At 73.3% G+C, this 23206-nt stretch carries 24 protein-coding genes; 10 read left to right on the top strand and 14 right to left on the bottom strand.

All coding sequences use genetic code 11. The features are described from left to right. Nucleotides 1-1040: serine/threonine-protein kinase (locus ABB07_RS40935; protein WP_425264748.1), on the bottom strand; the 1040-nt coding region annotated here is incomplete at its 3' end. Between the two features lie 179 nt (nucleotides 1041-1219). Further along, complete coding sequence (kbpA, locus tag ABB07_RS21815; RefSeq protein WP_208900279.1) at nucleotides 1220-2005, bottom strand: AfsK-binding protein KbpA; 786 nt, start codon at nucleotides 2003-2005, stop codon at nucleotides 1220-1222. 122 nt (nucleotides 2006-2127) lie between these two features. Here kbpA and ABB07_RS21810 point away from each other — a divergent pair, with 122 nt between their 5' ends. Further along, a complete protein-coding gene (locus tag ABB07_RS21810; protein ID WP_208900278.1) occupies nucleotides 2128-2775 on the top strand; it encodes a TetR/AcrR family transcriptional regulator in 648 nt (215 codons plus the stop codon). 97 nt (nucleotides 2776-2872) lie between these two features. On the opposite strand, the gene ABB07_RS21805 is transcribed toward ABB07_RS21810, so the two are convergent. Then, nucleotides 2873-3325, bottom strand: coding sequence for an Lrp/AsnC family transcriptional regulator (locus tag ABB07_RS21805; protein ID WP_055710012.1), 453 nt, complete (start codon nucleotides 3323-3325; stop codon nucleotides 2873-2875). Between the two features lie 82 nt (nucleotides 3326-3407). On the opposite strand from ABB07_RS21805, the gene ABB07_RS21800 reads away from it, so the two are divergent. After that, the gene (locus ABB07_RS21800; RefSeq protein WP_208900277.1) at nucleotides 3408-4025 is read left to right on the top strand and encodes a LysE family translocator; all 618 of its coding nucleotides are present in this window, start codon (nucleotides 3408-3410) and stop codon (nucleotides 4023-4025) included. Between the two features lie 87 nt (nucleotides 4026-4112). Here ABB07_RS21800 and ABB07_RS21795 read toward each other — a convergent pair whose 3' ends face one another. Together ABB07_RS21795 and ABB07_RS21790 are read right to left on the bottom strand one after the other, a co-directional pair. Beyond that, a complete protein-coding gene (locus ABB07_RS21795) occupies nucleotides 4113-4583 on the bottom strand; it encodes a nitroreductase family deazaflavin-dependent oxidoreductase (protein ID WP_208900276.1) in 471 nt (156 codons plus the stop codon). Beyond that, nucleotides 4580-5869 carry an acyl-CoA dehydrogenase family protein gene (locus ABB07_RS21790; RefSeq protein ID WP_208900275.1) on the bottom strand — a complete coding sequence of 430 codons (1290 nt, stop codon included), beginning with the start codon at nucleotides 5867-5869 and terminating at the stop codon, nucleotides 4580-4582. Before ABB07_RS21790 ends, ABB07_RS21795 begins: the two co-directional genes overlap by 4 nt. Before the next feature lie 75 nt (nucleotides 5870-5944). Here ABB07_RS21790 and ABB07_RS21785 point away from each other — a divergent pair, with 75 nt between their 5' ends. Beyond that, nucleotides 5945-7114: a thiolase C-terminal domain-containing protein gene (locus tag ABB07_RS21785; protein WP_208900274.1), complete on the top strand. Its 1170-nt coding sequence runs from the start codon at nucleotides 5945-5947 to the stop codon at nucleotides 7112-7114. A 10-nt stretch (nucleotides 7115-7124) separates the two neighbouring features. On the opposite strand, the gene ABB07_RS21780 is transcribed toward ABB07_RS21785, so the two are convergent. Next, a complete protein-coding gene (locus tag ABB07_RS21780) occupies nucleotides 7125-8114 on the bottom strand; it encodes a CorA family divalent cation transporter (protein ID WP_208900273.1) in 990 nt (329 codons plus the stop codon). A gap of 136 nt (nucleotides 8115-8250) precedes the next feature. On the opposite strand from ABB07_RS21780, the gene ABB07_RS21775 reads away from it, so the two are divergent. Continuing rightward, nucleotides 8251-8916 (top strand): pyridoxine/pyridoxamine 5'-phosphate oxidase, encoded by a 666-nt coding sequence (locus ABB07_RS21775; RefSeq protein WP_208900272.1) that lies wholly within the window; start codon nucleotides 8251-8253, stop codon nucleotides 8914-8916. A 348-nt stretch (nucleotides 8917-9264) separates the two neighbouring features. On the opposite strand, the gene ABB07_RS21770 is transcribed toward ABB07_RS21775, so the two are convergent. The 4 genes from ABB07_RS21770 to ABB07_RS21755 all read right to left on the bottom strand — a co-directional run bounded on the left by ABB07_RS21770 (nucleotide 9265) and on the right by ABB07_RS21755 (nucleotide 11724). After that, entirely contained in the window at nucleotides 9265-9744 is a 480-nt protein-coding gene (locus ABB07_RS21770; protein WP_244189462.1) for a hypothetical protein, read from the bottom strand. Between the two features lie 147 nt (nucleotides 9745-9891). Then, complete coding sequence (locus ABB07_RS21765) at nucleotides 9892-10761, bottom strand: GNAT family N-acetyltransferase (RefSeq protein WP_208900270.1); 870 nt, start codon at nucleotides 10759-10761, stop codon at nucleotides 9892-9894. 115 nt (nucleotides 10762-10876) lie between these two features. Further along, on the bottom strand, nucleotides 10877-11275 hold the full coding sequence (locus ABB07_RS21760; protein ID WP_208900269.1) for a Zn-ribbon domain-containing OB-fold protein: 399 nt from the start codon (nucleotides 11273-11275) through the stop codon (nucleotides 10877-10879). Continuing rightward, entirely contained in the window at nucleotides 11272-11724 is a 453-nt protein-coding gene (locus tag ABB07_RS21755; RefSeq protein ID WP_208900268.1) for a DoxX family membrane protein, read from the bottom strand. The genes ABB07_RS21760 and ABB07_RS21755 overlap by 4 nt, the downstream gene beginning before the upstream one ends. Before the next feature lie 246 nt (nucleotides 11725-11970). On the opposite strand from ABB07_RS21755, the gene ABB07_RS21750 reads away from it, so the two are divergent. From ABB07_RS21750 to ABB07_RS21735, 4 genes are all read left to right on the top strand, one after another. Next, the gene (locus tag ABB07_RS21750; RefSeq protein WP_208900267.1) at nucleotides 11971-13158 is read left to right on the top strand and encodes a flavin-containing monooxygenase; all 1188 of its coding nucleotides are present in this window, start codon (nucleotides 11971-11973) and stop codon (nucleotides 13156-13158) included. Between the two features lie 95 nt (nucleotides 13159-13253). Continuing rightward, nucleotides 13254-15476 carry an acetate--CoA ligase family protein gene (locus ABB07_RS21745; RefSeq protein WP_208900266.1) on the top strand — a complete coding sequence of 741 codons (2223 nt, stop codon included), beginning with the start codon at nucleotides 13254-13256 and terminating at the stop codon, nucleotides 15474-15476. Continuing rightward, the gene (locus tag ABB07_RS21740; RefSeq protein WP_244189461.1) at nucleotides 15473-16471 is read left to right on the top strand and encodes an enoyl-CoA hydratase/isomerase family protein; all 999 of its coding nucleotides are present in this window, start codon (nucleotides 15473-15475) and stop codon (nucleotides 16469-16471) included. Before ABB07_RS21745 ends, ABB07_RS21740 begins: the two co-directional genes overlap by 4 nt. Before the next feature lie 224 nt (nucleotides 16472-16695). After that, nucleotides 16696-17199: a nucleoside deaminase gene (locus ABB07_RS21735; RefSeq protein WP_208900264.1), complete on the top strand. Its 504-nt coding sequence runs from the start codon at nucleotides 16696-16698 to the stop codon at nucleotides 17197-17199. A 100-nt stretch (nucleotides 17200-17299) separates the two neighbouring features. On the opposite strand, the gene ABB07_RS21730 is transcribed toward ABB07_RS21735, so the two are convergent. Further along, nucleotides 17300-17842, bottom strand: a complete 543-nt coding sequence (locus ABB07_RS21730) for a hypothetical protein (RefSeq protein WP_208900263.1) — start codon at nucleotides 17840-17842, stop codon at nucleotides 17300-17302. An 82-nt stretch (nucleotides 17843-17924) separates the two neighbouring features. Here ABB07_RS21730 and ABB07_RS21725 point away from each other — a divergent pair, with 82 nt between their 5' ends. Next, nucleotides 17925-18518, top strand: coding sequence for a flavin reductase family protein (locus ABB07_RS21725; RefSeq protein ID WP_208900262.1), 594 nt, complete (start codon nucleotides 17925-17927; stop codon nucleotides 18516-18518). A 35-nt stretch (nucleotides 18519-18553) separates the two neighbouring features. Here ABB07_RS21725 and ABB07_RS21720 read toward each other — a convergent pair whose 3' ends face one another. Then, nucleotides 18554-19861 carry an MFS transporter gene (locus ABB07_RS21720; protein ID WP_208900261.1) on the bottom strand — a complete coding sequence of 436 codons (1308 nt, stop codon included), beginning with the start codon at nucleotides 19859-19861 and terminating at the stop codon, nucleotides 18554-18556. A 71-nt stretch (nucleotides 19862-19932) separates the two neighbouring features. Between ABB07_RS21720 and ABB07_RS21715 the strand changes: the two genes are divergently transcribed. Then, on the top strand, nucleotides 19933-20931 hold the full coding sequence (locus tag ABB07_RS21715; protein WP_208900260.1) for a GlxA family transcriptional regulator: 999 nt from the start codon (nucleotides 19933-19935) through the stop codon (nucleotides 20929-20931). Here ABB07_RS21715 and ABB07_RS21710 read toward each other — a convergent pair. Continuing rightward, nucleotides 20921-21970, bottom strand: coding sequence for an alcohol dehydrogenase catalytic domain-containing protein (locus tag ABB07_RS21710; protein WP_208900259.1), 1050 nt, complete (start codon nucleotides 21968-21970; stop codon nucleotides 20921-20923). The genes ABB07_RS21715 and ABB07_RS21710 overlap by 11 nt on opposite strands. Beyond that, entirely contained in the window at nucleotides 21970-23115 is a 1146-nt protein-coding gene (locus ABB07_RS21705) for an acyl-CoA dehydrogenase family protein (RefSeq protein ID WP_208900258.1), read from the bottom strand. Before ABB07_RS21705 ends, ABB07_RS21710 begins: the two co-directional genes overlap by 1 nt. Between the last annotated feature and the right edge of the window lie 91 nt (nucleotides 23116-23206).

Genomic DNA, 23206 nt, shown 5'->3' with positions numbered 1-23206 from the left:
GTCGGGGGCGGCGGAGGGGGCGCCGACGGGGACGGGGCCGGAGCCGGGGCCGGCGGGTCGTACGGGGGCGGCGGGGGTACGGCCGCGCGGCCGCCGCTCCTCGGGCCGCCGGTCGGTGCCGGGGCGGCCTTGGCGGCGGGGCGGCTACCGCGGCTGCGGGCCTCGATGAGGGCGACCGCCTTCTCGGGCAGCCAGGCGGAGGCGGTGCCGCTGTCGTCGGAGCCGGAGCCGAAGAGGTGCGGGGCCAGCTGGGCCTGGAGGTCGGCCGGGGTGGGCCGGGCGGCGGCCTCCATCTGCATGCACGCCTCGATCAGCGGGCGCAGCTCGTCGGGCAGGCCGGTGAGGTCCGGGCCCTCGCGCAGCAGCATGAAGACGGTCTCGACCGGGTTGGCGCCGTGGAAGGGCGGGTGGCCGGTGGCCGCGAAGACCAGGGTGGAGCCGAGCGAGAAGACATCGCTGGCGCCGGTGACGCTGCGGGAGTCCTTGGCCTGCTCGGGGGACATGTAGGCGGGGGTGCCGACGGCGACGTTCGTCATGGTCAGGCGAGTGTTGGAGACGCCCGAGGCGATGCCGAAGTCGATCACCCGGGGGCCGTCCTCGACCACGAGCACGTTGGACGGCTTCAGGTCGCGGTGCACCAGCCCCGCGCCGTGGATGGACTGCAGGGCCTCCGCGACACCCGCGGCGAGCCAGCGCACGGCCTGGGCCGGGAGCGGCCCGGAGTCGTTCACTATCTCCTCGAGCGAGGGCGCCGGGACGTAGGCGGTCGCCAGCCACGGCACCGCGGCGCGCGGGTCGGCGTCGACCACGGCCGCCGTGTAGAAGCCGGAGACCGCGCGGGCCGCCTCGACCTCGCGGGTGAACCGGACCCGGAAGAGCTGGTCCTCGGCCAGCTCGGTGCGCACCGTCTTGATCGCCACGCGCCGGCCGGACGCCGAGCGCGCGAGATAGACCAGCCCCATGCCGCCGGCACCCAGCCGGCCCAGCACCTCGAACGGCCCGATCCGCCGCGGATCGTGCTGCGTCAGCTGATCCACCACTTGCCTGCCACCTCCCCGTACGAGCCGCGCCATCCACATATGTACGCGACCGAAGTGCAGCGTCTCACCACCGCACCGCCGTGGCGGCACGCACCCCAGATTCTTCCTGGCCGGGCGGCTGGTTGCGAACCCGGTGACATTAGGGGTGTCTCACACTTAATCCACCCAAAAGGTACGGATCACCGCTGCAGCAGTGCGAACGACGCCCCCTGATTGTCGGTGACGACGGCCACTCGTCCGTACGACGTCTCGAAGGGTGGCGCCTGCACCCGCCCGCCGAGCCGCTGTACGGCACCGAGCGCGTCGTCGAGGTCGACGACCCGGAAATGGGTGAGGAAGTGCGGGGGATACTCGGCCGGGAAGACCTCGGTGACCTCGGCCCGGCCGAAGTCGGGCCGCGCGCCCGCGCCGAACAGGGCGTCGTGGAAGAGGCCGCCGTAGAAGGCGTTCGCGGCGCCGGTGTCCCGGGTGTAGAGCTGGGCCCAGACGAAGGTGCCGGGCTCGTGCCGCCGGCCGAAGCCGCGGTGCCGGCCCGGCTGCCACAGCCCGAACACCGCGCCCTCGGGATCGGCGGCGAGGGCGGCGACGCCGAGGTCGCCCACCGGGAACGGGGCCATGACCACCTGCCCGCCGGCCGCGGTGATCCGCCGGCCGAGGGCCTCGACGTCCGGGGTGGCGAAGGAGACGGTCCAGACGGTGGGCATACGGCCGTCGGTCTTGGGCGCCAGCGAGGCGACGAGCTCCCCCCGCAGCCGCGCCCACACCGAGGAGCCGTAGGCGTCCTCGAAGGTCCACCCGAAGAGCTCACCGTAGAACCGCTTGCCCGCCTCGAGGTCGGAGAGCCGGGCGTCCACCCAGCAGGGCACACCTTCCCCGTAGGCCTCTTCGGCCTCCACCACCTCCGCGTCCACCACCTCTTCCGCCTCTTCCGCCCCTTCGTACTCGGATGCCCTGTTTTCGGCCATGCCGTCAAAGTAACCGGGCCGCGCGCACCGCGCAGACCAGGCACACCACCCTCAGAGCACCCGTGCACCCCATTTGCAGTCGGCCGAATCGCGCTCCGATCACCCCTCGGTAAGCTGACGGCATGACAGGACAAGTGCGTACCGTCGACGGCCGCGTGGCCGGCCGGCGTGGGCAGGCGACCCGGCAGAAGCTGCTCGACTGCCTCAGCGAGATGCTCAGCTCCTCCCCCTACCGGGACGTCAAGGTCATCGATGTCGCCCGGAAGGCGGGAACTTCACCCGCGACCTTCTACCAGTACTTCCCCGACGTCGAAGGCGCCGTCCTGGAGATCGCCGACCAAATGGCGGCCGAGGGCGCGGGATTGACCGAGCTGGTCCAGGGGCGCTCCTGGGCCGGCAAGTCGGGATGGCAGACCGCCCAGGAACTCGTGGACGGCTTCCTGGAGTTCTGGCGCAAGAACGACGCGATCCTGCGGGTCGTCGACCTCGGCGCGGCCGAGGGGGACAAACGGTTCTACAAGATCCGCATGAAGATCCTGAACTCGGTGAACAACTCCCTGGCGGACTCCATCACCGAGTTGCAGTCCAAGGGCAGGGTCGACAAGGACGTGAACCCGGCGGCGGTGGCCGGCTCGCTGGTCGCGATGCTCGCGGCGGTGGCGGCGCACCAGAAGGGCTTCTCGTCCTGGGGCGTGAAGCAGGCCGAACTCAAGCCGAACCTCGCCTTGTTGGTCCACCTGGGCGTGACCGGGAAGAAGCCGAGCAAGTAACCCACGGCCCCCGGCACCCCCTTTTTTCCACACCCAAGTCCTGTCTGGCAGGCGGTGGTTCACGCGTCGCACTCGCGGTGAGCCACCGCCTGCACTGCTATGCCGGCAGCGGACGGTCCCGTACGACGTGCTTCATCACCAGCGTCGAGGTCAGCCGCTGCACTCCCGGCAGGGTCGCCAGCCGCTCGTCGTAGAGCCGCTGGAAGGCCGCGAGGTCGGCGGTCGCCACCCGGAGCAGGTAGTCGGGCTCGCCGAACAGCCGCTGGGCGTCCAGCACGTGCTCCAGCTCGCCGACCGCCCGCTCGAACTCGGCGACCGTGTCCCGGTCCTCCTGCCGCATCGACACGAAGACCAGCGCCTCGAAGTTCAGCCCGAGCGCCGCCGCGTCCACCACCGCCCGGTAGCCCTGGATGGCACCGGAGCGCTCCAGCTCGCGCAGCCGGCGGTGGCAGGGCGAGACGCTCAGGCGCACCCGGGCGGCCAGCTCGGTCACGGTCAGCCGCCCGTCCTGCTGCAGCTCGGCAAGGATTTTCCGGTCCACGTCGTCCATGGAGGAGATCTTCCCCCAGAACCGCCGCCAGCGAGCAAACTTCGGGAACACTTTCGGGCCATTCACGCCTAATGTCCCCAGCATGGACTCGGGACTGCTCTTCTCCTTCCTCGCCGTGGACCTGCTGCTGGTGTGCGTGCCGGGCGCCGACTGGGCGTACGTGATCGCCACCGCCCTGCGCCGCGCCTCGGTGCCGCGCGCGGTGGCCGGCCTGGTCTGCGGCTACGCCCTGCACACCGCCCTGGCGACGGCGGGCCTCGCGGTCCTGGTGGCGGGCTCGCCGAAACTGCTGACGGTCCTGACGGTGGCGGGCGCGGGTTACCTGCTGTGGCTGGGCTGGGGGGTGCTGCGCCGGCCGGCGGTGCCGGGAGCGGGCGACACGGCGGCCGGCGAGGAGCGCCTCTTCCTGCGGGGTGCCACGATCAGCGGCCTCAACCCGAAGGGCCTGCTGCTCTACCTCTCCGTCCTCCCCCAGTTCCTCACCCTGCGCGGCACCCACCTGCCCGTCCCCGCCCAGACGGCGGCCCTCGGCCTGCTCCACATGGCCTGCTGCGCGGCGGTCTACCTCACCGTCGGCACGGTGTCGCGTGCGCTGCTTTCGGCGAGGCCGGCCGCGGCCCGGGCGGTGACGCGGACTTCGGGGGCGGCGATGCTGGGGATCGGCGCGGTGCTCCTCGCGGAGCGGCTGGCCGCGGTGTAGCGCAGTAGGGGGTGCCGCTGGATGCCGTCGGGCGTCTGCCGGTTCGTTGTGGTTGCTCGCGCAGTTCCCCGCGCCCCTTGCGGGGCGCTATCGGACTGTAAGCCGGAAAAGGCGGATCTGCCTCGTCACCCGGGCCTGATAGGTGGCGTACGGTGGCCAGAACTCCAGGAGTGCGGTCCATGCGGCTGCCCGCTCCTCCCCCGTGAGCAGCTGGGCCGTGACCGGGATGTCGCGGCCCTTCCAGCTGATCGAAGCCTCCGGATGGGCCAGCAGGTTGTGGCTCCATGCGGGATGCCCGGGCCGCCCGAAGTTGGAGCCCACCAGCAGCCAGGTCCTGTCGTGCTCCTCCGGCATGCAGGCCAGCGGGGTGCGGCGGGGCAGGCCGGTGCGGGCGCCGGTGGAGGTGAGGATCAGGCCGGGCAGCATCTGGGTGCTGAGCAGGCGGCGTCCCCGGGTGAGCCGGTGGACCGCCCGGTCGAGTGCCGGGATCACATGGGGCGCGACCTTCGCGAACCCGCGCGTCGAGGACACCTTCTGCACCATCCGGACGCCGATCACACCGCCACCGCCCCACCCGTGAAGAGACCGGCGACCTCGGCCGCCCGGTCCCGCAGCCGGTGCACCGGCCCGAACAGCAGCTCGTCCCCGGCGGCCCGCTTGAAGTACAGCTGGGCGTCGTGCTCCCAGGTGAACCCGATCCCCCCGTGCAACTGGATCCCCTCACCGGCGGCCCCCCGCAAGGCCTCCAGCGCCTGAGCGAGCGCAAGCCCACCGGAGCACAGGCCGCCAGCCGCCGACGGCGAGGACACTCCACAGGGGCCACCCGCACCCGACGACGATGGTTGTACGGGTGGTGCGGGTGGGAACGAGATCCCCGCCGAAGGCGAAGCCGAGGCGACCGCCCACGCGCTCCAGTACGCGGCGGACCGAGCCGCCTGCACCCCCACATACACGTCGGCCAGCCGGTGCTTCACCGCCTGGAAGGACCCCACCGGCCGCCCGAACTGCTCGCGCTGCCCGACGTACTCCACGGTCCGCTCCAGCACCCGTTCCGCCGCCCCGACGGCCTCGCAGGCGAGCACGGCGGCGGCCCGGTCCCCCACGGCGGCGAGGGCGGGCAGTACCTCCACGCCCTCCTCCCCGAGCAACTCGGCGCGCACGTCGCGCAGTTGGACGCGCCCCTGCGCCCGCGTGGCGTCGAGGGCGGTCTGCCGGGCCCGTACGACACCGGGCGCGTCCCCCGTCACCAGGAACAGCAGGGTCCGGGACCGCGCGAAGCCCCCGGTGTGCGCGGCGACGAGCAGCAGTCCCGCGCTGTGCCCGTCGAGCACCTGGTCGACCTGCCCGTACAGCCGCCAGTCGCCGTCCGTGCACCGCGCCTGGACGCCCCCGGCCCGGCCACCGCCGGCGGCGAAGGTGCCGTTGTCGCAGGTCAGGGCGAGGGCCTTGGTCAGCGCCGGGCCGGGGACGGCGAGGGTGGCGGTGAGCGTGCCGGCGGCCAGGCGGGGCAGCAGCTCGGCGCGCTGGGCGTCCGTGCCGAGGGCGAGGATCAGCGGGGCGGTGAGGACGGAGGTGGCGAGCAGTGGGGAGGGGGCCAGCGCCCGGCCGGTCTCCTCGCAGGCGAGGGCCAGTTCGGTGACCGAGCAGCCGACACCGCCGTACCGCTCGGGCAGGGCGAGTCCCGGCAGGCCGAGCTGGTCGGCGAGGGCCGACCACAGGAGGGGGTCGTGTCCGGCCGGGCTGTCGACGGCCGTCCGCAGCTCGGGCGAGCCGCACCTCTTGTGCAGCAGCTCGCGCAGGGTGCGGCGGATCTCGTCCTGCTCGGCGGTGAGGCGGGTGTCCATGGCCTTCCCTCCCTATCTGACGGGGCGTCATATTAGGGGGGCCGGAATGAGATGCACAGAGGCAGGAGTCCTCGCATGAGTCGTGGCACCCGGAAAGTCGCCGTGGTCGGCGTGGCCCTCTCCGACTGCGGGCGCGTGGCCGACGCCACCGCGTACACCCTGCACGCGCAGGCGGCCCGCCGCGCCCTGGCGGACGCGGGTCTCGGCCGTGCGGTGGTGGACGGATTCGCCTCCGCCGGGCTCGGCACCCTCGCGCCCGTCGAGGTCGCCGAGTACCTGGGCCTGCGCCCCACCTGGGTGGACTCCACCTCGGTCGGCGGCTCGACCTGGGAGGTCATGGCGGCACACGCGGCGGACGCGATAGCGGCGGGCCACGCGAACGCGGTCCTCCTCGTCTACGGCTCCACGGCACGCGCGGACATCAGGGCGGGCCGCAGGACCGGCGACCTGTCCTTCGGCGCCCGCGGACCCCTGCAGTTCGAAGTCCCCTACGGCCACACCCTGATCGCCAAGTACGCGATGGCCGCCCGCCGCCACATGATCGAACACGGCACGACGATCGAGCAGCTGGCCGAGGTGGCGGTCCAGGCCCGGGCCAACGCGGCGCTGAACCCGGAGGCGATGTTCCGCGACCCGGTCACGGTCGACGACGTCCTGGCGGGGCCGATGATCGCCGACCCCTTCACCAGGCTGCAGTGCTGCCTGCGCTCGGACGGCGGCGCGGCGGTCCTGCTGGCGGCCGAGGAGTACGTACAAGACAGCCGCTCGGCTCCCGTCTGGGTCCTCGGCACCGGTGAGCACGTCTCGCACGCGGCGATGTCCGAGTGGCCGGACTTCACGGTGTCCTCGGCGGCGGTGAGCGGACGGCTGGCCTTCGAGCGGGCCGGGGTGGGACCGGAGGAGATGGACTTCGCGGAGATCTACGACGCCTTCACCTACATGACCCTGGTGACCCTGGAGGACCTGGGCTTCTGCGGGAAGGGGGAGGGCGGGGCGTTCGTGGAGAAGGGGCGGCTGCTGGTGCGGGGCGGGGAGTTGCCGGTGAACACGGACGGGGGCGGCCTCTCGGCCCAGCACCCCGGGATGCGGGGGCTGTTCCTGCTGGTGGAAGCGGTGCGGCAACTGCGCGGGGAGGCCGGGGAGCGGCAGGTGCGCACGCGGGACGGACGGCTGCCGAGGCTGGGGGTGGCGTCCGGGACGGGCGGCTGGTTCTGCTCCTCGGGGACGGTGGTGCTGGGCCGGTGAGGGCTCCGGTTCAGTCCTCGTCCAGCAGCCGGCGCCAGACGCGGGTGCGGTGCAGGACGTAGAGGGAGCCGAGCAGGACGGCCACCTGCAGCCCCACGGCCAGCAGCCAGAACTCGTCCCTGGTCTCCAGCCTGTTCGTCAGGAACGTGAAGTTCATGCCGAAGAACCCGGTGATGAACGTCAGCGGCAGGAAGATCACCGACACGATGGCCAGCCGGTTGATCACGCCGTTCTGCTCACCCGCGACGAGCGAGGAGTAACTGGCGAAGGCCCGGCGGGTGGCGTCCTGCAGGGACTCGACGTCGGCGAGCACCAGCCTCCCGGCGGTCTGGAACCCCTGGGCACGCCGTTGCCGGTCCTCGGGGAAGGTGGGGCTCATCATCCGGCGGGTGAGGATCTCGTCGATCGCCTGGAGGTAGGGCCGCAGGGAGTGGTGCAGCAGCGCGGAGCGCCGCCGCAGCCGCGCCAGCCGGTAGACCTGCTCGAGGCGCCGGTTCTCGAACATGTCGTCCTCGAGCTCCTCGCACTCCAGCAGGGCCTGTACGGCCGCCCGGCGGAAGGTGTCCAGGGCCTCCTGGAGCAGGAGGAACAGCACGGCCACGGTGTCGTCGGGCCGCTCATGCCGCAGCGCCGCGGTGAGGCTCCGCGCCAGCCCGGCCTGCCCCCGGTGCACGGTGGCCAGGAACCGCTCGGTCACCACCACGTGGAGGTGGGCGATCGCGTCGCCGTGCACCACCGGCACGACGAAGGCGGCCCGGTCCCCCAGGAACTCCGCCCGCGCGGCCTCACCCTGCCTGCCGAACCAGTCCAGTTCCTCGTCGTGCAGGCCCAGCTGATCGGCGATCGGCGTCTCCGGCGCCGGCGCGTCCTCCGGCAGCTCGACGTCGACGAGCAGGAAGGTCTCGGCGGCCGGCGTCCCGGCGGCCAGCCGCTCACGCGCCGCCGGGACATCCGTACGGGTGATGGTCACACCGGGCATCGACACCACCGTTACGATCATCGCCCCTCACCGTCATCTCCCGAAGCCCGTGGCTCCGAGCGTCCCCGCCTTCCGGTGGTCCCGCACGCGGAGGCACTCGGGTGCGTCGCGGGACGGCTGCCGAACGGATGACGGGGCCGGTGGCGATACTCGGGGCATGGAAACGGATCTCCACGCACTGCTGAGGTCGCTGCGGGTATGGGACCCGGACGTCACGGACCTGCGCCCCTTCGCCCCGGACACCGCCCCGCCCACCCCGCTGCCCCTGTTCACCAGCTGGCTGGCGGAGGCGGCGGCGGCCGGGCAGCCGGAGCCGCACACGATGTCGCTGGCCACGGTGGACGCGGAGGGCAGGCCGGACGTACGGATCGTGATGCTGCACGGCGCCGACGTGGACGGCTGGTCCTTCGCCACGCACGCCACGAGCCGCAAGGGCCGCGCCCTGAGCGCACACCCCCACGCCGCCCTGGCCTTCTACTGGCCCGTGCTGGGCCGCCAGGTGCGGGTGCGCGGGACGGTGACCGCGGCGCCGTCCCGGGAGAGCCAGGCCGATCTGCACGCCCGCTCGACGGGGGCGCTGGCCGCGGCGCTCACCGGGCGGCAGAGCGAGGAGCTGTCCTCCCTGGACGAGCTGCGGCGGGCGTCCCAGGCCGCGTGGGAGCGGGCCCGGGACAACCCGACCGAGCCGTCGCCCACCTGGACCCTGTACCGGATCCGTCCCGAGACGGTGGAGTTCTTCCAGGGGGACGCGGACCGGCGGCACGTGCGGCTGGAGTACCGGAGCACGGAGTTCGGCTGGAGCAAGACGTTGCTCTGGCCTTAGCCGGGCGCCTACCCGCCGTGGGGTGTGGGCCGTTTGCGACTGCGGGTGCGTGGTGGGCCGGCCGCGCCCACGCGGCGGAGCCGCACATCGACACAGCCCCGCGCCCCTTGGGGAACTGCAGTGCCGTCGGCCTTCATGGCGCCGCCGCCGCTGCGGGCAGTCGTGCCGCTGGGGCGGCACGGGTGGGCGCGGCGGCACCCCGCACGCGCGGGCAAGCGCTCTTCCCGGCGGCACCCGGGTCAGGCCTCCGCCACCAGTCGCCGGGCCAGCCGGACGAGATCCGGAATCGCCGGGTGCGTGGGGGTTCCCCGCTGCCAGGCGAGGAGCACCGGCGGCGCATCAGAGCGGTCATTCGATCCCGAGGGGTCCGATGCCCAGGTCCTCGCGCATGAGGCGACGCATCTCCGCCATGGCCGTGCGGCGCTCTTGGATCAAGGTCCGGTCCTCGGTGGAGCCGACTGCCACGCCGCGGGCATAGGCGTCACGTATCCGGCGCAGGCTGTGGAACGCCTCGTTCCCGGCCGCGACGACGAGCGGCGGACCCATGAGCCAGAGCCGCTCGCTCGCCGTGTGCAGTCCGGTCCGGCGGAAGGCTTCGCGCACCGCCGCATCGCGCGCCGACTCGGACATGTGGTCGCCCAGAGCGACGGCCCGTATCTCTTCACCCGCGTCCTTGAGGGCGGCGGCGTACTCGGTGTACACGGCGCGCCGCAGTTCCAGGGCATGCCGTGCCTCCTCGCGCCGCCACCTGTTGCGATCGGCGATCAGGGTGGCGGCGATGCCGATGACAGCACCCGTCAGCGTGGAGAGCAGAGGCATCCAGTCCATGCGCCGCATACTGTCTGAACCAGTGCTGCGACTCCAGCGGCTCTCACCTTCCCATGTGCCGACGGCCTTTGACCGAGTGCCGGACCGACGGGCCGCACTGCCCCTCGGCGGAGCCCCCGCTCCCGGGCGCCCGGCTCCCCCGCCCCCTCAGCCCCCGAACCTCCACACCGCGAAGTCGGCCACCGCCCGGTACCCGATCCGCTGGTACAGCCCGTTGCTCGTCGGGTTGGCGAGGTCGGTGAAGAGGAGGATCTCCGTGGCCCCGGCGTCGCGCGCGGCACGGCTGACCTCGGCCGTGACCGCGCCCGCGTAGCCGCGTCCGCGCAGGCCGGCGGGGGTGTAGACGGGGGCGACGCGGACCTGGCCGGCCGTCTCGGGGGTCGCGCCGGCCATGGCGAGCGGGGTGCCGTCAGGGGATTCCCAGAGGGTGACGCCGCCGTAGGAGATGCGGGCGTCGGCCCAGTGGCCCGGCTCCTGGCCGACGCTGCCGGTGCTCTCCTTGAACTCCTCGAACCAGCGGACCAGCAGCTCCCGGTCGGCCGGCCCGGCGATCCGCGCCCGCCCCTGCGGCCGGGGCGCGGGTACGGTCAACTCGGCCAGCCGGTAGAGCCGTTGCCGCTTGTCGATGCCGACCGTCGTGCCGGTGTGCCGCTGCCAGGCCGCCGCGAAGGTCTCCGCCGTCTCCCGCGGCCCGGAGACCCCGGGGAGCGGGCGGCCCAGCTCGGCCCACCGGGCCACCAGGGCGCCGGCCGCCTGCGGGGTGAGCGCGGTGACGTGGAGGTGGAAGGGCGGGGTGTGGAGCAGGGCGGCCCGCACCGCCCGCACCGGGCCGGCGTCCGCTTCCAGCAGGCCGAAGAGGGGGGCCTGTTCGCCGTAGAGGTGCAGCCCGCGGCGGCGCAGCGCGTCCGTCACCGTCAGCGGGACCGTGTGCAGGGCGGGGCGGGAGCGCAGAAAGCCGCCGGCGCGGGAGAGGAACTCGTCCAGGTCTTCGGTGAGGTACCAGGTGTCGGGGCGCATACGGCCCATGATCGGCGCGAACTCCCGGAAAAGGCATCGGCTTTCCCTGCGCTCAGCCCTCCGGCGGCGTCACCCTCTGGGAATCCCCTGACGGCCCCCGGCCCCCCTCGCGCGCTCAGCCCTCCGGGCGGAACAGCGGCTTGCCCTCCTCGAACGTCACCCGCAGCGGCAGCCCGGCCCGCAGGTCCTCCCCCGCGCAGCCCACCACCTGCGTCATCATCCGCGGGCCCTCCGCCAGATCGACCACCGCGGCCACGTACGGCGTGCGCTCGCCGAAGGGCGGCAGGTCGTTGCGGTGGACGGTGGACCAGGTGTACAGCACGGCCCGGCCGCTCGCCTCCTCCCAGGTCACCTCCTCGCTCCAGCAGTGCGGGCAGAACTCGCGCGGGTAGTGGTGGGCCCGGCCGCAGGCCCCGCAGCGGCGGATCAGCAGCACGCCCCGCCGGGCCGCCTCCCAGTAGGGGCGGGTGAAGGCGTCGGGCTCGGGGAGGTCGTAACGCGCCGCCGTGGTCATCGGAACCACCCCAGCCACGCGTCGACCGACCAGCTCTGCCAGGCCATCGCGAAGAACCCGACGAGCGAGATCAGCGCCATCATCGAGTTCTGGCCCTGTTCCGCCCAGTCGTGGATCATCAGGACGAAGTAGATCGCGTTCAGCAGCAGGCCGCCGAGCAGCGCGACCGGGGTCAGGAAGCCGAGGATCAGGCCGAGGCCCAGGGCGAGTTCGGCGTAGGCGACGACGTACGCCATGGCCTTCGGACGTGGTTTGACGACCGTCTCGAAGCCGGCCCGCACCGGCGCCCAGCGATGCTTCTCGGCGATCTCCGCCGCCCACGCGATCCCGCTGCCCCGCTCGAACCAGGCCTTCTTGTCCTTGTGCCGCCAGCTCTCCAGCCACCACAGCCCGAGCCCGATCCGCAGCACCGCCAGCCACTGGGCGCCGTCCAGCCATATGGAGTCCATGTATCTGACGGTACGTCAGATAGCGGTCGAAGCCCACCTGCGAGCCGGCCCTGAATCACCCCAGAACCACGACGGGACACAGGGCCCGGAGGCAGGCATGCGGGGCGGGGACGATCGCCGTACCGCCACAACCAGGTGTCCTGCGTCACCGGCCCCACCCACTCCTCCTACACCCGTGATCAATCCGCAACCAATTCCGGTCTTGACCGAGACCCATCAACCGGGTGCGTGGTTACGCTCCCGAGCATGACCGCCTCCCGTTCCGCTTCCGTGCAGCTCTCCGCCACGCCCGCCGACCGCCCGGTCTACGTCATCGGCGCCGGTCCGGGCGGCCTGGCCGCCGCGTACGCGCTGCGGGCGCGGGGCATACGGGCCGTGGTGCTGGAGAAGGCCGACCACGTGGGCGCCTCCTGGCGCGGCCACTACGACCGGCTCCGGCTGCACACCACCCGGCGGCTGTCCGCGCTGCCGGGCCTGAAGATCCCCCGGAAGTTCGGGCGCTGGGTGTCCCGCGACGACGTGGTGCGCTACCTGGAGAAGTACGCCGAGCACCACGAGCTGGAGATCGTCACCGGCGTGGAGGTCTTCCGCGTCGAGCGGACCGGGGACGGCACCGGCTGGCTGCTGCACGCCTCCGGCGGGCGCGAGCTGACCGGCGGCGCGGTGGTCGTCGCCACCGGCTACAACCACACCCCGCGCGTCCCCGACTGGCCGGGCCTCGCGGAGTACGGCGGGGAGTTCCTGCACGCAGACGCCTACCGCAACGCCGGGCCGTACGCCGGCCGGGACGTGCTGGTCGTCGGCGTCGGCAACACCGGCGCCGAGATCGCCGTGGACCTGGTGGAGGGCGGGGCGGCCCGGGTGCGGCTGGCCGTGCGCACCGTGCCGCACCTCGTGCGCCGTACGACGCTCGGCTGGCCCGCGCAGTACTCGGGCGTGCTGGTACGGCGGCTGCCGGTACGGCTGGTGGACCGGCTCGCCAGGTCGGCCGCCCGGCTCGGCGTGCCGGACCTGTCGGCCCACGGGCTGCCGCGCCCGGACACCGGGATGTACAGCAGGGTGAAGGAGGGCGCCATCCCGGTCCAGGACGTCGGCCTGATCGACGCGGTGCGCGCGGGCAAGGTGGAGGTCGTGGCCGCCGTCGAGTCCTTCGAGGACGGGAAGGTGATCCTCACCGACGGCAGCCGGATCGAGCCGGACGCGGTGATCGCGGCGACCGGGTACACGCGGGCGCTGGAGGGCCTGGTCGGGCACCTCGGGGTGCTGGACGGGCGCGGGAGGCCGGTGGTGCACGGGGGCCTTACGCCCGCGCAGGCACCCGGCCTGTTCTTCACCGGTTACACCAACCCGATCAGTGGAATGTTCCGGGAAATGGCCCTCGACGCCGGGAAGATCGCGAAGGCGGTGGCCCGGCACCTGCGCACCGGCCGGTAACTTCTCCGTTCCGACCCGTTCCTGACACTACGTCAGTTCAGTAATCTGACAGAGCGTCAGTTTACTTGTGCTGTCTCACAGGAGCGGGCGGACCGATGCTTGGATCAACCCACGGCACCCTCACCACCGACTCCCGCCGGGCCCGGGTCATCGCGTGCGGCGAGCGGCGGCCCGGCCCCGTCGTCCACGACCGGGTCGACGACCTGGACGTCAGCGGGCGGCCGCTGTACGCGGACGTCCCCGACCTGACCCGCTTCTTCCGGCCCGAGTCGGTCGCCGTGATCGGCGCCTCGGACACGGAGGGACGCCCGAACACCGGGATCACCCGGCAGCTGCTGTCCTGGGCCGAGCGGGTGGGGGCGCGGGTGTATCCGGTGCATCCGGCCCGCCCCTCGGTGTTCGGCATCCCCTGCGTCGCCTCCGTCGCCGACCTGCCGCCCGGGCAGGTCGACCTGGCCGTGCTGCTGGTGGCCGACCCGCTGCCGGTGGTCGAGGAACTGGCCGACGCCAAGGTGAGGTTCGCGGTCGCCTTCGCCTCCGGGTTCGCCGAGACGGGCGAGGCGGGCGCCGAGGCGCAGGCGCGGCTCGCGGACGCCGTACGCCGCTCCGGTCTGCGCCTGCTGGGCCCGAACACCAACCTCAACGCCTTCGAGCACTTCCGGGAGGATCTGACCGGCCCGGCGATCGCCCTGATCACCCAGTCCGGCCATCAGGGCCGCCCGGTCTTCGCCCTCCAGGAGCTCGGCATCCGGCTCTCCCACTGGGCGCCCACCGGCAACGAGGCCGACCTGGAGACGGCCGACTTCCTCTCCTGGTTCGCCGAGCAGCCCGAGGTCGGCGCCGTCGCCTGCTACGTGGAGGGCCTGAAGGACGGCCGCGCCTTCCTGCTGGCCGCCGACCGCGCCGCCCGCCGCGGGGTGCCGGTGGTCGCGGTGAAGGTCGGCCGCACCGAGGCCGGCGCGCGTACGGCGGCCTCGCACACCGGCAAGCTCACCGGCGCCGACGACGTGGTGGACGCGGCGATGCGGCAGTTCGGGGTGGTACGGGTCGACGGGCTCGACGAACTCCAGGACACCGCGGCCCTGCTGGCGCGGGCGCGGGCGCCGCTGGCGGACGGGGTCGCGGTGTACTCGATCTCCGGCGGCACCGGCGCGCACGCGGCCGACCTCGCCACGGCGGCCGGGCTCCGCCTGCCCCGCCTGGCGGAGGCCAGGCAGGCCGAGCTGCACCAGTGGATACCGGAGTACCTGAGCGTGGCCAACCCGGTGGACAGCGGCGGGCATCCGGTGGGCGACGCGCGCGGCCGGAAGATCATCGACGCGATCCTCGCCGACCCGTCGGTCGGCGTCCTGGTCTGCCCGGTCACCGGCCCGTTCCCGCCGCTGAGCGACAAGCTGGTGGCGGACCTGGTCGCGGCGGCGGAGCGGACGGACAAGCTGGTGTGCGTGGTGTGGGGTTCGCCGGTGGGCACGGAGGCGGCGTACCGCGAGGTCCTGCTCGGCTCCTCGCGCGTGGCCACCTTCCGCACGCTGGGCAACTGCCTGCGGGCCGTCCGCGCCTGGCTGGACCACCATCGCTTCGTGAGCGACTACCGCTCCCCCTTCGACGAGGCCCCGCGCACGCCCTCGCCGTCGTACCGCAAGGCGGAGGCGCTGATGCGCCCGGGTCAGCAGCTGAGCGAGCACGCGGCCAAGCAGCTGCTGCGCGCCTACGGCATCCGGGTGCCGCGCGAGCAGCTGGTGACCAGCGCGGCGGCGGCCGTACGGGCGGCGGCCCAGGTCGGCTACCCGGTAGTGATGAAGGCCTCCGGCGCCGAGATCGCCCACAAGACCGAACTGGGCCTGGTGAAGATCGGTCTGACGTCGGCCAGCCAGGTCAGGGACGCCTACCGCGAGCTCACCGACATCGCCCGCTACGAGGGGGTCGCGCTGGACGGGATCCTGGTGTGCCAGATGGTCGAGCAGGGCGTGGAGATGGTCGTCGGGATGAGCCACGACGACCTGTTCGGGCCGACGGTGACGGTGGGGCTCGGCGGGGTGCTGGTGGAGGTCCTGCACGACGCGGCGGTCCGGGTGCCGCCGTTCGGCGAGGACCAGGCCCGCGCCATGCTCACCGAGCTGCGCGGCCGGGCCCTGCTGGACGGCGTCCGGGGCCGCCCGCCGGCCGACCGGGACGCGCTGGTGGAGGTGGTCCTGCGGGTTCAGCGCATGGCGCTCGAACTGGGCGGGTTCGTTGCGGAGCTGGACATCAACCCGCTGATGGTGCTGCCCCAGGGGCAGGGCGCGGTGGCGCTGGACGCGCTGGTGGTGTGCCGGTGAGCGAGCTGGAGACCGAGCGGAGCGGCCAGGTCGCCTACGTCACCCTGAACCGCCCCGAGTCCCTCAACGCGCTCACTCCGGCACTGCGGGACCGGCTGATCGACCTGCTCGCCCAGGCGTCGGCCGACCCGGCCGTCCGGGCGGTGGTACTGACCGGCCGGGGGCGGGGCTTCTGCGCGGGCGCGGACCTGCGGGGCGGGACGGGCACGGACGCGGGCGCGGGCTCCGGTGCGGGTTCAGGCTCGGTCTCGGGCGTCGGCTCCGGCGCGGGCGCGGGCCCCAGCTCCGGTGCTGGCTCCGGCTCCGGCGCGGGCGCGGGCGCGGGCGCGGGTTCCGATGCGGGCTCCGGCTCCGATACGGGCTCCGATGCGGGCTCCGATGCGGGCTCCGGTGCTGGCTCCGGCTCCCGGCACCCCGGCGATGTGGCCCGGCTCCCCGGCGATGTGTCCCGGATGCTGCGCCAGGGCGCCCAGCGTCTGATCGCGGCGGTTCTGGACTGCGAGAAGCCGGTGATCGCCGCCGTGAACGGCACGGCGGCGGGGCTCGGCGCGCACCTGGCGTTCGCCTGCGACCTGGTGCTGGCCGCCGAGTCGGCCCGTTTCGTGGAGGTGTTCGTACGGCGGGGTCTGGTGCCGGACGGCGGCGGCGCGTACCTGCTCCCCCGTCTGCTGGGACCGCACCGGGCGAAGGAGCTGATGTTCTTCGGTGACGCGGTGCCGGCGGCGGACGCGGCCCGCCTGGGCCTGATCAACCGGGCCGTCCCGGACGGCGAGCTGGAGAAGACGGCCCGCGAGTGGGCCACCCGTCTGGCCGCCGCCCCGACCCGCGCCCTGGCCCTGACCAAGCACCTGGTGAACACCTCGCTGGAGTCGGACCGGGCCACCGCCTTCGCCGCGGAGGCCTGGGCCCAGGAGCTCAACATGGCGACCGAGGACGCCCAGGAAGGCCTGCGGGCGTTCGCGGAGCGCCGGGGGGCGGAATTCCGGGGGCGCTGAGACCCCGGGCCCAGGAGTTCACCACCGCCGTCGGGCGGACCGGCTCTTGTAGCAATCCACAAAGAGCCGGTCCCGGCCGGCGGCGGCTTTCATGTCTTCCTTTCCTGGCCGATTCCACTCGGCCGGCTGTGTACTCATCGTGCAAGTTGCACCTGGTCAAGGCGAGTTTCACAGCCCCCTCCGGCCCTCCCGGGCCGCTCAATACCCTATGGAGTGACCCACTCATGACCCTGCACACCCAGGAGACGAGCGCCCAGGAGGCCGAGCGCGTCTGGATGGCGAAGGCGATCAGCCTGGCCACCGACAGCGTGACGAACGGCGGCGGCCCCTTCGGCGCGCTCATCGCCAAGGACGGCGAGGTCGTCGCGCTCGGGAACAACCAGGTCACCGCGACCCTGGACCCCTCGGCGCACGCCGAGGTGAGTGCGATACGCGCCGCCTGCAGGGCACTGGACACCTTCTCCCTGGAGGGCTGTGTCCTGATCACGTCGTGCGAGCCGTGCCCGATGTGCCTCGCCACCGCGCTGTGGGCGCGCGTCGACCGGCTCGTCTACTCCGCCGACCGGCACGACGCCGCGGTGGCCGGTTTCGACGACCGCAAGTTCTACGACCTGCTCGAGAAGAAGCCCGAGTCGATGTGGCCGATGTCCGTCGAGCACCTGGACCTGCCGAACCGCACGGCACCGTTCGACGCGTGGCTGGCCAAGTCCGACCGCATCGACTACTGACGGCGCGCTTCACGGAGAGGCGCGGGTCCCGCCCGGCCTTCCGGGTGCCGGACCCGGGCGAACTGGGCGCGGGTCGGCCGGGGCGGCTCGTACCGCGGGATCAGGCGGTCGCCGAGGCCGCGAGTCCGCCGCCGAGGGCCAGCGCGAACAGGGCGGCACAGGCGAGTGCCGAGCGCCACCACAGGCCCCACCGCGACCAGGGACGCGTGCGGACGTAGGCGATGCCGAGCGCGGGCAGCAGGCCGAGGAGGGTGAGGACCGACGCCGTGGTGACGAACGGCCACGGCGCGAGGGCCCTGGCCGGCGCGGCCCAGCCGACGCCCGTGGCCGCCGCCCCCAGCACGCGCCAGGACCACTCCGGGCCGCCGAACCGGCGCAGCGCCGGGCGGGTGAGCAGCGTCGCCGGCAGCGTCAGCAGGGCGGTGACGAGCAGGCCCAGGGGCGGCAGCAGCAGCGGCGCGAAGAGGAGCAGGCAGAAGATCCCGAAGGCGCCGCCGTGGCCGGTGCCGTACTGGTCCCGGCTCGCGGTCCAGATCCACCACAGCAACCCGGCCGCCGGCAGCTGTGCCGCGTTCACCGGGATCGCGGCCGCCAGGTCGCCCAGGATGTCCCGGACCCGCTCGCGCGCTTTGTCCCACCCCATGGCCGCAGCCTATGAAGTGCCTGTACGGGGCGCTCCGCCGGGCTTCCCATCTGACGTGCCGTCAGCTTCAATGGATGGCGTGATGGGACACGCAGGGGCGGCGGCCGCCGCCGTCCGGTATCTGGGGCGCGGGCCCGTGGAGCCGTTGCCACGGCCGGAGTTGCGGTGCGTGCGGGAGGACGAGCGGGCTCCGGTGGACCCGGCCGAGTTCCGGCGGGTGCTGGGAAGCTTCGCGAGCGGCGTGACGGTGATCACGGCACCGGCCGCCGACGGGGAGCGGGACCCCGCCGGTTTCGCCTGCCAGTCCTTCGCCTCCCTCTCCCTCGAACCACCCCTCGTCTGCTTCATGGTGGGCCGTACGTCGGCCACCTGGCCCCGGATCGCCCGCGCGGGCGTCTTCTGCGTCAACGTGCTCGGCGCCGGCCAGGACGAACTGTGCCGGGCCTTCGCGGTGAGCGGCGCGGACAAGTTCGCCGGGGTGGCGTACGACCCGGCACCCGCCTCCGGCTCCCCGCGCCTGACCGGCGCCGCCGCCTGGATCGACTGCACCGTCCACGCCGTGCACCCCGGGGGCGACCACCTGATCGTCGTGGGCCGCGTGGACGCCCTCGGCACGGAGGGGCGGGACGAACCGCTGCTGTTCCACCGGGGTCGGTTCGCCCGGATCGGCCCCTAGGGGTTCAGGACCGCGCGCACGGGCACGGGGCGGGTTCAGGACACGGCGGGCAGTGCCGCCGTCGGGGTCCGGCGGATCACCAGGGCCATCAGGGCCGCCGCCGCGCACAGCGTGCCGGAGGCGTACCAGACGAGGTCGTAGGAGCCGAAGACGTCACGGGCGAGGCCGCCGAGGTAGGCGACGAGGGCCGCGCCGACCTGGTGGGAGGCGAGCACCCAGCCGAAGACGATGGCGCTGTCCTCGCCGTAGTTCTCGCGGCACAGGGCGAGGGTCGGCGGCACGGTGGCCACCCAGTCCAGGCCGTAGAAGACGATGAAGAACAGCATCGGGGGGTGGACCGCGGGGCCCAGCAGCATCGGGAGGAAGACCAGGGAGATGCCGCGCAGGGCGTAGTACACCGCGAGCAGGCGGCGCGGTTCGAAGCGGTCGGTGAACCAGCCGGAGGCGATCGTGCCGGCCACGTCGAACACGCCGATGACCGCGAGCAGCGAGGCCGCCGTGGTGACCGGCATGCCGTGGTCGTGCTCGGCGGGCACGAAGTGGGTCTGGATCAGGCCGTTGGTGGAGGCACCGCAGATCGCGAAGGTGCCGGCGAGCAGCCAGAAGGTGCCGGTGCGGACGGAGGTCGAGAGCACCTTCAGCGTGCGGCGGGCGGCACCGGTCACCGGCGGCGGCTTGGGCACGAACTCCGTGGCTCCGTACGGCTTCTGGCCGACGTCGGCCGGGTGGTCGCGCAGCAGGATCCAGACGAAGGGGACGACGGCGAGCGCCGCCAGGGCGACCGTGACGGCGGCCGGGCGCCAGCCGTGGTGTTCGGTCAGCCAGGACAGCACCGGCAGGAAGATCAGCTGGCCGGAGGCGGACGCGGCGGTGAGGATGCCGCTGACCAGTCCGCGCCGCTCGGTGAACCACCGGTTGGTGACCGTCGCGGCGAAGGCCAGGGCCATCGATCCGGAGCCCAGGCCGACCAGCAGGCCCCAGCACAGCCACAGCTGCCAGGCCGCCGTCATCCACACGGTCAGGCCCGAGCCGGCCGCGATCACGGTCAGCGCGCCGGCGACCACCCGGCGGATGCCGAAGCGGTCCATCAGCGCGGCGGCGAAGGGGGCGGTGAGGCCGTACAGGGCGAGGTTGATGGAGACGGCCGCGCCGATCGTGCCGCGCGACCAGCCGAACTCCTGGTGCAGCGGGTCGATGAGCAGGCCGGGCAGGGAGCGGAAGGCGGCCGCGCCGATGATCGTGACGAAGGTGACGGCGGCGACGAACCACGCCCGGTGCACACGGCGGCGCCGGGCGGGCGGGGCGGCCTGGACGGGGGCTGCGGCTGGGCTTGTCTGAGTCACGTCGTCCAGCGTGCTGTTTCCATGAGCGCACATCGAGTGGCCCGAGGGCCAGCATTCGCTAGGATCAGGCCATGGCCGCTGTCACTGACGGATTCCGTCCGCACCGGGTCGTCGTGCTCGCCCTCGACGGGCTGCTCCCCTTCGAGCTGGGCATCCCGCACCGCATCTTCGGCCGCCCCAGGGACGAGCACGGACGTCACCTGTACGAGGTGGTGACCTGCTCGGTACGGCCGCCCGGCCCGGTGCAGACCGACGCCGACTTCGCCGTCCACGTCGCCCACGGCCCGGAGGCCCTCGCCGACGCGGACACGGTGATCGTCCCGGCGTCGTACGAACTCGGCCCGGTCTTCGAGGAGGGCCGGCTCACCGACGAGCTGTCGGCCGCCCTCGCCCGGATCCGCCCCGGCACCCGGCTCGCCTCCATCTGCACCGGCGTCTACGTCCTCGCCGCCGCCGGACATCTCGACGGCCGCCCGGCGACCACGCACTGGCGGGACGCCGAGCGCTTCCAGCGGATGTTCCCGAGGATCAGGGTGGACGCGGACGTGCTGTTCATCGACGACGGCGACGTGCTCACCTCGGCGGGGGTGGCCGCCGGGATCGACCTGTGCCTGCACATGGTGCGCCGCGACTTCGGCACGGCGGTCGCCAACGAGGTCGCCCGGCTCACGGTCGTACCGCCGCACCGGGACGGCGGCCAGGCCCAGTACATCCACCGCCCGGTCCCGGACCCCCAGCTGGCCACGACGAGAGCCGCCCGCGCCTGGGCGCTCGGCCGCCTCCACGAGCCGATCCAGCTGCGGGACATGGCCGAGCGGGAGGCCATGTCGGTGCGCACCTTCACCCGCCGCTTCCGCGAGGAGGTCGGGATCAGCCCCGGCCAGTGGCTCACCCAGCAGCGCGTCGAACGCGCCCGCCACCTGCTGGAGACCACCGACCTGTCCATCGACCAGGTGGCCCACGAGGCGGGCTTCGGCACCGCCCAGTCGATGCGCCAGCACCTCCAGCAGGCGCTCGGGGTGACGCCGACCGCCTACCGCCGCACCTTCCGGGCGGGCGTCAGAACGTGAGCACCGCCCGGGCCACCCGCCCCGCCTCCGCGTCCGCGCGGGCCTTGGCGAAGTCCTCCACCGGGTAGACCGCCGTCACCAACTCGTCGAGCAGCAGGCGGCCCTGGCGGTACAGGTCGGCGTACAGGGCGATGTCCCGCTGGGGGCGGGAGGAGCCGTAGCGGCAGCCCAGGACGGACTTGTCCAGGTAGAGGGAGGAGACCAGGAAGGAGGCCTCGGCGGTGGCGGGCGGCACGCCGAGGAGGACGGCCTGGCCGTGCCGGTCGAGCAGGTCGATCGCCTGCCGGATCAGCTCCACCCGGCCGACGCACTCGAAGGCGTGGTCGGCGCCCGTGGGCAGGATGTCCCGCACGCCGTCGGTGGAGGTCAGGAAGTCGGTCGCGCCGAACTGCCGGGCCACCTCCTCCTTGTCCGGGTTGGCGTCCACGGCGACGATCCTCAGCGCCCCCGCGAGCCGCGCGCCCTGCAGCACGTTCAGCCCGATCCCGCCGGTGCCGATGACGACGACGCTGTCCCCCCGGTCCACCCGGGCCCGGTTCAGCACGGCGCCGACCCCCGTGAGCACCCCGCATCCGATCAGCGCGGCGGACTCCAGCGGGATGTCCTCGGGGATCCGCACCGCCTGTACGGCCTTGACGACGGTGCGCTCGGCGAAGGCCGAGTTGGCGGCGAACTGGTGCACCGGCCCCGCCCCCCGTGTGAACGGCTTCCCCGGGCGCCCGATGGCCTGCCGGCACATCGTCGGCCGGCCCCGGTCGCACTCCGCGCACGTACCGCAATTGGGGAGCGTGGACAGCGCCACATGGTCGCCGGGGACCACATGGGTGACGCCCACACCGACCGCCTCCACCACCCCGGCCCCCTCATGGCCCAGTACCACCGGCACGGGGAAGGGAATGGTGCCGTCCACCACGGACAGATCGCTGTGGCACAGCCCGGCCGCCGCGATCGCCACCAGCACCTCCCCGGCCCCCGGCTCCCGCACCGCGAGGTCGTCGACCACCTGCACCTGTGTGCCGTCGAACACCACTCCACGCATCACACGGCCCCCTTGGGCTCTCTGGGCAGACCGAGCACGCGCTCGGCGATGATCGTGCGCTGGACCTGGTCCGAGCCGCCGTAGATGGTGTCGGCCCGGGAGAAGAGGAACAGGTGCTGATCGGCGCCGAGTTCGTACGGCGCCGTGGCCGACCAGTCCACCGGTCCGACGCCGGCCGCCACCCCCCTGACCTGCATCGCCAGCTCGCCGAGCCGCTGGTGCCAGCCGGCCCACAGCAGCTTGGCCACGCTGGGCGCGCCGGGGCCGGCCGAGCCGCCGAGGGTGCGCAGGGCGTGCCGGCGCATGGTCCGCAGCTCGGCCCACTGCCGCACGAGCCGCGCCCGTACGACGGGGTCAGCCGCCGCTCCCGTCTCCACGGCGGTCCGTACGACCTGCGCCAACTCCTCGGCGAAACCGATCTGTTGGGCAAGGGTGGACACCCCGCGCTCGAACCCGAGCAGGCTCATCGCCACGGCCCAGCCCCGCCCCTCCCCGCCCACGACGTGCTCCACGCGCGCGTGCGCCCCGTCGAAGAAGACCTCGTTGAACTCGCTGGTCCCGGTCATCTGCCGGATGGGGCGGACCTCGACGCCGGGCTGGTCCATGGGGACGAGCAGAAAGCTGAGCCCGTGGTGGCGCCTGGACTCCGGGTCGGTACGGGCCAGCACGAAGCACCAGTCGGCCTCATGGGCGAGCGAGGTCCAGATCTTCTGCCCGCTGATCCGGTAACGGTCCCCCTCCCGCACCGCCGCCGTCCGCACTCCGGCCAGGTCCGACCCCGCGCCGGGCTCGCTGTACCCCTGGCACCACAGCTCCTCACCGGCCGCGATCGGCGGCAGGAAGCGAGACTTCTGCTCCTCGCTGCCGTGGGCGAGGATCGTGGGCGCGAGCAGGTTCTCCCCGATGTGCCCGGAGCGCGGGGGCGCGGCCGACCGGGCGTACTCCTCGGCCCAGGCGACCTGCTGTGTGAGCGTGGCCGTACGGTTCCCGTAACCCGCCTCCGGCCACCCGAGCCCGATCCAGCCGGCGGCACCGAGGGTGCGTTCCCAGGTGCGGCGGTCTGTCGAGGGGGTGGCGTTGGCAGTCAGCCAAGCACGGGCCTCGGCGCGAAACTCTTCGTCCTCGTGACTGAACCCGAAATCCATGAAGCTCCCTCAGCTTGAGCGCCCCGTAAGGGGCGCGGGGAACTGCGCGACCAGCCACACACAACCCGCAGCCGCCAGAAACACAACGCGC

This window comes from Streptomyces incarnatus, assembly GCF_001027185.1.
GTDB lineage: Bacteria > Actinomycetota > Actinomycetes > Streptomycetales > Streptomycetaceae > Streptomyces > Streptomyces puniciscabiei.
Note: the sequence above shows the minus strand (reverse complement) of the source record. Positions and strands in the feature narration are given on the sequence as shown.